This is a genomic window from Haloplanus sp. GCM10025708, assembly GCF_042663985.1.
Taxonomy (GTDB): domain Archaea; phylum Halobacteriota; class Halobacteria; order Halobacteriales; family Haloferacaceae; genus Salinirarus; species Salinirarus marinus.
Map to the genome: position 1 here is coordinate 2,883,837 of NZ_JBHSZA010000011.1, position 7,239 is coordinate 2,891,075.

7 protein-coding genes, 1 tRNA gene and 2 pseudogenes are annotated in these 7,239 nt (G+C 67.0%); 4 read left to right on the top strand and 6 right to left on the bottom strand.

What is annotated here, in order from left to right; translation table 11 throughout:
• Positions 1-8: 8 nt before the first annotated feature.
• The 4 genes and pseudogenes from ACFQJD_RS19250 to ACFQJD_RS19265 form a co-directional block, all read right to left on the bottom strand.
• A complete protein-coding gene (locus ACFQJD_RS19250) occupies positions 9-632 on the bottom strand; it encodes an HAD family hydrolase (RefSeq protein ID WP_379800367.1) in 624 nt (207 codons plus the stop codon).
• A gap of 53 nt (positions 633-685) precedes the next feature.
• A complete protein-coding gene (locus ACFQJD_RS19255; protein ID WP_379800369.1) occupies positions 686-1,567 on the bottom strand; it encodes an N-acyl-D-amino-acid deacylase family protein in 882 nt (293 codons plus the stop codon).
• Positions 1,568-1,574: 7 nt separating this feature from the next.
• A pseudogene (locus ACFQJD_RS19260) lies at positions 1,575-2,150 on the bottom strand (amidohydrolase family protein); the annotation flags it as partial.
• Entirely contained in the window at positions 2,147-2,284 is a 138-nt protein-coding gene (locus ACFQJD_RS19265) for a hypothetical protein (RefSeq protein WP_379796094.1), read from the bottom strand. The gene ACFQJD_RS19265 and the pseudogene ACFQJD_RS19260, both read right to left, overlap by 4 nt.
• A gap of 296 nt (positions 2,285-2,580) precedes the next feature.
• Between ACFQJD_RS19265 and ACFQJD_RS19270 the strand changes: the two genes are divergently transcribed.
• Positions 2,581-3,597 carry a metal-dependent hydrolase family protein gene (locus tag ACFQJD_RS19270; protein WP_379800371.1) on the top strand — a complete coding sequence of 339 codons (1,017 nt, stop codon included), beginning with the start codon at positions 2,581-2,583 and terminating at the stop codon, positions 3,595-3,597.
• Positions 3,598-3,666: 69 nt separating this feature from the next.
• Here ACFQJD_RS19270 and ACFQJD_RS19275 read toward each other — a convergent pair.
• A tRNA-Tyr gene (locus tag ACFQJD_RS19275) sits at positions 3,667-3,739 on the bottom strand.
• A gap of 134 nt (positions 3,740-3,873) precedes the next feature.
• On the opposite strand from ACFQJD_RS19275, the gene ACFQJD_RS19280 reads away from it, so the two are divergent.
• The 3 genes and pseudogenes from ACFQJD_RS19280 (at position 3,874) to ftsZ (ending at position 5,996) form a co-directional block, all read left to right on the top strand.
• Complete coding sequence (locus tag ACFQJD_RS19280; RefSeq protein WP_379796098.1) at positions 3,874-4,410, top strand: double zinc ribbon domain-containing protein; 537 nt, start codon at positions 3,874-3,876, stop codon at positions 4,408-4,410.
• A 221-nt stretch (positions 4,411-4,631) separates the two neighbouring features.
• Positions 4,632-4,808: a ribbon-helix-helix domain-containing protein gene (locus ACFQJD_RS19285; protein WP_379796100.1), complete on the top strand. Its 177-nt coding sequence runs from the start codon at positions 4,632-4,634 to the stop codon at positions 4,806-4,808.
• Between the two features lie 2 nt (positions 4,809-4,810).
• Positions 4,811-5,996: pseudogene (ftsZ, locus tag ACFQJD_RS19290) on the top strand (cell division protein FtsZ).
• A gap of 46 nt (positions 5,997-6,042) precedes the next feature.
• Here ftsZ and ncsA read toward each other — a convergent pair.
• A complete protein-coding gene (ncsA, locus tag ACFQJD_RS19295) occupies positions 6,043-7,023 on the bottom strand; it encodes a tRNA 2-thiolation protein NcsA (protein ID WP_379796104.1) in 981 nt (326 codons plus the stop codon).
• Positions 7,024-7,239 lie beyond the last annotated feature (216 nt).

The window sequence follows — 7,239 nt, forward strand, 5'->3', positions numbered from 1 at the left end:
AAACGGCGTCACGGCGTCGCCTCCAGTCGCTGTGGGAGTTCGGCGAGCGGGGCGTCGGACACGTCGACGTAGCAGCCGCCGACCGACTCGACGCCGCCGTCGGTTCGTTCGTCGTCGCCGACGTGGACGAGGTCGTCCGCACGCACGCCGAGTTCGGCGGCGACGGCGTGGAAGGCGCGTTCGTCCGGTTTCCGCCAGCCACACCCGACGCTGGTGACGACGGCGTCGAACGCGTCGCGGTCGAGTTCTGCGCGGGCCAGCGCGCGGGAGACGAGACCAGGGACGCTACAGTTCGAACAGAGGGCGACCGGACCGGCGGTGCGCGCGGCGTCGAGGGCGACGGCCGCTCCCTCTCGTGTTCGAACGTCCGGGTCGAAGGCGGCGGCGACGGCGCGGCGGACGACGGCGCCCGGCGCGTAGACGCCGCGGCTCCGGAGCGCGGCCGCGACGTGTGCCGGCAGGGGTGTCTCCGCGCCCGGCGGCGCGTCGACGTGTCGTTCGCGATAGGCGTCGTCCCAGTCGGCGGGGACGGGGACGCCTCGCTCGTCGAGGGCGTCGCCGACGGCGGCCGCCGGGTCCGACGGAGACGGGACGCACACGAGCGTTCCGAAGAGGTCGAACGAGACTGCCACTGCCTCGTAGTTAGCGAAAACGAACTTGAATATGCTGGTGCGAGCGCGCGCCGCTACTCGACGCCGGCGCGAATCGCTCGCCCCGGCGTCTCGCCCGTCGTCTCGCCGTCGCGGACGACGAACTCGCCGTCGACGAGGACGTGGTGGATTCCCTTCGGATGCCGGCGCGGGTCGTCGAACGTCGCGGTGCTACGCACGGTGGCGGGGTCGAAGACGACGAGGTCGGCGTCCATGCCCTGGCGGACGAGACCCTTGCGGTCGAGTCCCATCGCCCGCGCCGGAAGCGACGTCATCTTCCGCACGGCTTCTTCGAGCGTGAGCAGGTTCTCCTCGCGGACGTACGTCCCCAGGATTCGGGGGTACGTGCCGTACACGCGCGGGTGTGGTTTGCCGCCGAAGAGGCCGTCCGTGGCGACGCAGACGCGCTCGTTCGACAGGATCTCTCGCACGTCGCCTTCCTCGAGCATGTGGGCGACGATGCTGACGCCGAGTTCCTCCTCCGCGAGGAGGTCACAGACTGCGTCCGTGGCCCGGACGCCGCGTTCGTCGGCGATCTCCGCGATGCTCTTCCCCTCTGGGGCGGCGTTCGCCTCGCTCTCGACGTTCGAGACGACGAGGTTCTCCCACCCGGTCAGCGCCCCGAAGTTCTCCCAGCCGTCGATGCGCCAGCGTTCGACGTCGGCGTGGATGCGGTCGCGGGACTGCTCGTCGGTCAGGTGTTCTATCGTCCCGTCCGGGCCGTCGGCGTGGACCCACGGCGGTAACACGACGGAGAGCATCGTGCTGGCCGCGGTGTAGGGGTACTGCTCGACGGTGAGGTCGACGCCGCGGTCGCGCGCCGCCTCGACGAGCGCCAGCGCCCGGTCGGCTTTCCTGTTGTTGGGTCCCGGCGACCTTGCAGTGCGAGAGGTGGAGCGGGATGCCCGCCTCGGCACCGACGTCGACGAACTCGTCGAGCGCGTCCCAGAGCCACCGCCCTTCGCTCCGGACGTGTGCGACGAACGGGCGACCGTACGGCCCGAGGCGGGCGGCGAGTCGTTGCACCTCCGCTCGGTTGGCGTACGTACACGGCGTGTAGATGAGACCGGTCGAGAAGCCGAGCGCGCCGTCTTCGAGGCCTTCGGTCACGAGTTCCGCCATCTCTTCGAATTCGGCGTCGGTCGGATCGCGGTCCGCCATGCCGAGGACGTTGAACCGGACCGTCCCGTGGCCGACGAGGAGGCCGACGTTCAGCGGCACGCCCGCGGCGTCGACGGCGTCGAGGTAGTCCGCGACGCTCCCCCAGGTCCAGTCCACGTTGACGTCGCCATCCAGCGCGCGCAACTGCCGTTGCCACTCGTCCGCGCCGCCGTCCCGGTACATCGGGGCCATCGAGAATCCGTCCTGTCCCAGTATCTCGGTGGTGATTCCCTGCCGAACCTTGGGTTCGAGAAGCGAGTCGAACAGCATCAGATCGGAGTGTGAATGCGTGTCGACGAACCCCGGACAGAGCACCCGGTCGTCCACGTCGACGGTCACGCTGGCGTCGACGTCGGGGGTCGACTCCTCGAGACGGCTGAGACGACCCCGTCCCGCACGACGACGGAGCCTCGGAACCACGGTGCGCCCGTTCCGTCGACGACGCGAGCGCGTTCGAAGACGACGTCCGACATACTACTCGGTTCGGCGAGCGCCGTGAAAAGTACTCCCGTGGTCCTCGCCGGTAGCTTGATGTGAACGATTCACATTGAGGCGACTGATGCGCGAGACACGCTCCGAGCGCACCGGCGGTGAGTCGGGATGAGCGACGACGTCGTTCTCCACGGCGACGTGTGGGACGCGAAACACGGCCTCCGACCGGACCGGGGTCGTCGTCTCCGACGGTGAGATTCGGGAGGTTTGCGAGGACGCTCCGTCGTCGTCCGCCGAGGCGTACGACGTCGGCTTTCTGTCGCCCGGTCTCGTCGACATGCACGTCCACTACGTCTGGGACGGGAGCGCAGACCCGGTCGCGTCCCTCCGCGCCCAGTCGCGTGCGGAGACGGTCGTCGAGGCGGTCCAGAACGCGCGCCGGCAGCTACGGGCGGGCGTCACGACGGTTCGCGACGTCGGGAGCACCGACGACGTCGCGATAACCGTCGGCGCGGCGATACGCGAGGGACAGATTCCGGGGCCGCGCACGTTCGCCAGCGGTCGGACGATCATCATCACCGGCGGACACGACCCGTTCTGGGGCATCGAGTCCGACGGCGTCGACGCGGTTCGGTCGGCCGTCAGAACGCTCCGGAGTCGCGGGGCGGATCTGATCAAAGTGAGTGCGACGGGCGGCGTCTACGGGCAGGCCGTCGGGGAGGACCCGGGTGCGAGCGAACTCTCGTTCGAGGAACTCGACGCCGTCGTCGACGAGGCGCACCGCTTCGACCTGCAGGTAGCCGCTCACGCGGTCGGCACCGAAGGGATCCGAAACGCCGTCGAGGCCGGCGTCGACACCGTCGAGCACGGCAACCTCATGGACGACGAGACGCTCTCGCTCCTGATAGAGAAGGACGTCGCCTACGATCCGACGGTGTTCATCTACCGCGACATCGCCCGGAGCGACTCGATACCCGGATACGCCGCCGAGAACGCACGGTCGGTTTACGAGCGCCACGCCGAGGTGTTCGCGCGCGCCGTCGAGAACGACGCCCGGATCGTCGCCGGGAGCGACGCGGGGTCACCGAACCTCCCGCACCCGGGCCTCCACCGGGAACTCGAGTGCATGGTCGAGTTCGGACAGGATCCCGAGGACGCACTCGCGGCCACGACGTACAACGCGGCCGTCCAGCTGGACCACCCCGACCTCGGCGTCGTCGAGGCGGGGACGCCGGCGGACGTCGTCGGCTACTCGCGGGACCCACGCGACGATATCGGTGCGGTCGGCTCGCCGTCGCTCGTCGTGAAAGACGGCGAGGTGTACCGTTCGCCGCGCGGATGCTCTCGCGTATGACGCGCGGGAAGCCGTCCGCTCGCTTCGGTCGAGGACGCTTCTCGCTGCTCGTTTCGTTCGCAAGAGAAGTCCGCTCTCCCCGAATTGAACGGGGGCAAGCCGATCTACAGTCGGCTGCTCTACCAGGCTGAGCTAAGAGCGGACGGCTACAGGTAGCGAGGATTCGCGCTTAAAAATTGCCATTCGCGTCCGTCGGATGTCCGCTGACAGACGAGCGACAGACAGTCGTCAGACAGGTGGGAAGATTCAAATAATCCCCGGTCGCATGAGCTAACGATGAGCAAGATAACGTTCCGCGCCGACGACGACCTCGTCGAACGGCTGGAGGCGTTCGACGCCTCCAAGAGCGAGGTCATGCGCGAAGCGTTGCGCTCGTATCTCGACGACGCTGAGGAGGGCACCGCCGACTCGTCGGTCGACGACGCGCTCGCCTCGCGCGTGGACGCACTCATCGCGGAACGGCTGGACGCGGTCGGTGGCCGCGCGTCGCCTGCCGCGCCCGATATCAACGTAAACGTCACGCTCGACGGCGCTACGTCCGATTCACCCGACGCCTCAGTCGAACGTGAGACGGCTGACACGCCGCGTAAGACGCGGGCCGAAAACGCGGGGGAGACGTCGAACGCGTCGCGTAAAACGTGCGGGCAATGCGGCGAGAATCTGGATGGCGAGCACGTTTACTGCCCGAACTGCGGGGAGAAGACGTCCCACCGGGTGTTCTGTGAATGCGGGGACGAAATCCGGTCAGGCTGGGCGTTCTGTCCCAGCTGTGGTCGCCGTACCCCCGCTGCTGACGTCCTCGACAGGCCCTAAACCCCGAGTAAACGCGCTATACTCCGTGTATACGCGACTTCCGAGGATGTGTAAGACAACCGCCGTTACTTTTATAATGTATCCCCCTGTCAATACGATTGCGTAAGACGGCCCGTCTTACATAGCCGGAAATCGCACGGGGACGACCCCAGTGCGGCCGATTTCGGCGTGTAAGACAAATCACGGGGCGCGTCCCTGCCGTCTTACCGGGGAATGAAACAATGGAGCGTGTGACACTACGAATTCCGAAGCAGCAGATCGAGGAAGTAGAGCAGATGGTCGAGACGGGAGAGTTCCCGAATCGGAGCGAGGCGATTCGCTCGGCCGTCCGTGAGATGCTCAACGAACAGAACGAGTCCCGCGAGTCGCGGAGCAACCGCAGCTGGGCGAAGGTGTAACGATGCAGGGATTCGTTCAGGAGGCGATCGAGCACGAAGAAGCCGAACAACAGCGCGACCTCGACGACGAGGACGACCAGTTCGGCGATCCGCGCATCGTCATCGTCGGCTGTGGCGGCGCGGGTAACAACACCGTCAACCGTCTCTACAACATCGGCGTCGACGGCGCGGACACGATCGCGATCAACACGGACAAACAGCACCTCAAGATGGTCGAGGCCGACACGAAGATCCTGGTCGGCAAGTCCCTCACGCAGGGTCTCGGCGCTGGCGGCGACCCCTCCATGGGCGAGCGCGCCACCGAAATGGCCCAGGGCACCATCAAAGAGGTCCTCGGCGAAGCGGACCTCGTGTTCGTGACCGCCGGCATGGGAGGTGGCACCGGTACCGGTGCCGCCCCCGTCGTCTCGAAGATCGCCAAAGAACAGGGCGCGATCGTCGTCGGCATGGTCTCCACGCCGTTCAACGTCGAACGCGCGCGGACGGTCAAGGCCGAGGAGGGCCTCGAGAAGCTTCGCGGCGAGGCCGACTCGATCATCGTCCTCGACAACAACCGCCTGCTCGACTACGTCCCGAACCTGCCCATCGGCAAGGCCTTCTCCGTGATGGATCAGATCATCGCGGAGACGGTCAAGGGCATCTCCGAGACCATCACCCAGCCCTCTCATCAATCTGGACTACGCGGACATGTCCACGATCATGAATCAGGGCGGCGTCGCGGTGATGCTCGTCGGCGAGACGCAGGACAAGAACAAGACCCAGGAGGTGGTGAACGACGCGATGAACCACCCACTGCTCGACGTCGACTACCGGGGTGCCTCCGGCGGTCTCGTCCACATCACGGGCGGCCCCGACCTCACGCTGAAAGAGGCCGAAGGCATCGCCAACAACATCACCGAACGCCTGGAAGCCAGTGCCAACGTCATCTGGGGCGCGCGCATTCAGGACGAGTACAAGGGCAAGGTCCGCGTCATGGCCATCATGACGGGCGTCCAGAGCGCACAGGTCCTCGGCCCGAGCACGCAAAAGCAGGCGGACCGCTCCCGCCAGAGCCTCAACGGTGGCGGGTCGGAGTTCGACGCGAACGCCGGCGATAGCGCCAACGCCGACTCCAGCACTGCGTCGTGGCAGTCCGACGGCGGACACGACCAGCTCGAACAGCGAAACGGCGTCGACGTCATCAAATAACGTCGCCGTCGATCGGTTTCTTCGAGCCCAGCGCCGCCAGCGACGCTCAGAGCGCTTCCAGTAGCCGGCATTTCCGACAGACGTCTCCGCTGGTCGTCGACCCACAGCGCTCGCAGTCGGTCAGGTCGGCTCCCGTCCCGTCGTCGCGGTAGCGCTGGGCCGCGAGCGCGGCGAGTTCCTCGTAGCCCGCCATAATCGAGTGTCGCGTCCCTGGGTGGTTCTCTTCGAGTTCGAGGAGCAGTTCCTGAATCTCGCCGCGGTAGGCCTCCGAGGCGTGGGGACACTCCGCCATATGCGTCGGGAGGTCCATCAGATGCGCGTAGAGGGCGATCTCCTTCTCGGGCACGTCGCGCAGGGGTTTCGCCCGGGGGACGAACCGGTCGGACGCCGGGCGTTCGCGGAGGTCGTCGTCGCCGGCGGCGAAGGGGCCGATGCTCGCGTCGAAATGCTTGGCCATCTGTTCGAGGTCGCCCTCCAGGAAGTTCATCAGCGCGGTCTGGGCCTCGTCGTCGAGATTGTGACCGGTGAGGAGTTTGTCCGCGCCGAACTCGTCGGCGTAGCGTTCGAGGAGGTCGCGCCGGAAGACGCCGCAGTAGGCACAGGCGGCCATGTCCATCGGGTCCGACTCCACCACGTCGTCCATGCGGACGCCGAACTCGTCGTCGTAGGCGACCACCTCGTGGCGCATCTCCAGCGCCTCCGACAGTTCGAGACAGGCGTCGAGGCTCTCGTCGCGGTAGCCCTCGATGCCCTCGTGGATGGTGAGGGCGACGAGGTCGATTCGCGGGTCGCGCCCGAACGTCTCGTCCAGGATGTGCGTGAGGACGACGCTGTCTTTCCCTCCGGAGAGACCGACGACCCACGTCTGGGGGTTCTCGGGCGACGCATCGGACGGAACCAGGGCGTCGCTTCGGATGCGCCGCCGGACGCGTTTCTCGACGGACGTACAGAAGTGGGCGTCACAGAGGTGGGCCCCGGAGTACGCCGCGTGCATGACGGCCTCGCGGTCGCACTTGTCGCAGTCCATTGCCTCCGATTGTCTCGGCGCGGGTATGTCGGTTTCGTTGTCGGACACAGCTTCTATGACGGACCCGTCCGACGGGATGACCTCCGTCGTCTGCGTCCGACCGGTCGCCCCGGCCGGTCCGTTCTCGTTCCCGTAGCGCTCTTTCAGCGCCCCGACCGCAGCCGACGGACGTCACGAACTTCCCTCCGCGATCTGTACGCCTCGCTCGCCAGCCGG